Origin of the sequence: Mesorhizobium sp. M7A.F.Ca.MR.362.00.0.0, from assembly GCF_004023175.1 — a bacterium.
In the GTDB taxonomy this organism is placed as follows: domain Bacteria; phylum Pseudomonadota; class Alphaproteobacteria; order Rhizobiales; family Rhizobiaceae; genus Mesorhizobium.
The window spans coordinates 1-923 of record NZ_RZTF01000819.1 but is presented as its reverse complement, the minus strand read 5'-3'; the positions used below and the strand labels follow the sequence as shown (position 1 = coordinate 923).

The window sequence follows — 923 nt, the reverse complement described above, 5'->3', positions numbered from 1 at the left end:
GCTCATCACGGACGCATCAGCCATGCCCGCGCGAAACTGGTAGTGGCGGCACGGGCAGCGGCGAAGGGACCAGGTCCCTTGCACGTCTTCTTCGTCCGGGTTAGGGCCAGACGCGACCATCGGATCGCCGCCGTTGCCGTTGCAAGGAAGTAGGCAGTGCTACGCGGCATATGCTGACGAAGGGCAAGGACTACACCTGGCCATCGACCAACACACTGTCCTACTTCGCCGACAAGGGCTTCAATACCGTGCGCCTGCCTTTCAAATGGGAACGCCTGCAGCCCAAATTGATGGGCGAACTCGATGAAGCCGAACTGCAGCGGTTGATGGAATCGGTCGAACTGATCCGCGCGCGGGGCATGAGGACGATCCTCGATCCACTTAATTATGCGCGCTACGACGAAAAGATCATCGGATCGAAGGACGTTCCGATCGCTGGCCAACCGCATACAAAGGGTAACAGACGCGGCCCCGCCTACGCCTACAACGTCAAGGAGATGCGCGTTGGAGCAGGGCGAGGAGCACTACGAACGCTTTCATTGACCGCGCCGGCCAAAGGAACAGGCGCGCGGGCGTGAGATCGGCACGTCTAGCGCACAATCCCCTTGACTAAAGAATACTTTTGTTGCATCATACGCCAAAACCCATGTAACGGCGATACCGGGGAGAAATTCACATGCCTAATACTATCAGAGATTTTGTGCCTGCGGATAATGGCCAAACACTGCCCTTCGTAGAAATGGCCACCTTCATGGGCAGTAGAGCCCTACCCATGGAGCAGGCTGGCGAGGCTGATATCGCCATCGTCGGCGTCCCGTTCGACCTTGGAACGGCGTATCATCTGGGCGGAAGTCGGCATGGGCCGACTGCGATCCGCAAGGAGTCCCGAGGGTTAGGATCCATCGAGGCTTATAAGAGCATAG

Annotated in this window: 2 protein-coding genes and 1 pseudogene; all 3 read left to right on the top strand. The window is 58.1% G+C overall.

The annotated features are described in order from the left end of the window. Window positions 1-150, top strand: a pseudogene (locus EOC06_RS44665) (IS110 family transposase); the annotation flags it as partial. 20 nt (window positions 151-170) lie between these two features. Beyond that, entirely contained in the window at window positions 171-578 is a 408-nt protein-coding gene (locus tag EOC06_RS44660) for a cellulase family glycosylhydrolase (protein WP_128310154.1), read from the top strand. Window positions 579-676: 98 nt separating this feature from the next. Further along, window positions 677-923, top strand: a 247-nt coding sequence (locus tag EOC06_RS37930) for an arginase family protein (RefSeq protein WP_206631370.1), incomplete at its 3' end; no start/stop codon positions are given.

Coding starts and splice junctions, on each gene's coding strand:
- EOC06_RS44660 (WP_128310154.1), top strand. CDS start 171: ATGCTGACGAAGGGCAAGGACTACACCTGGCCATCGACCAACACACTG.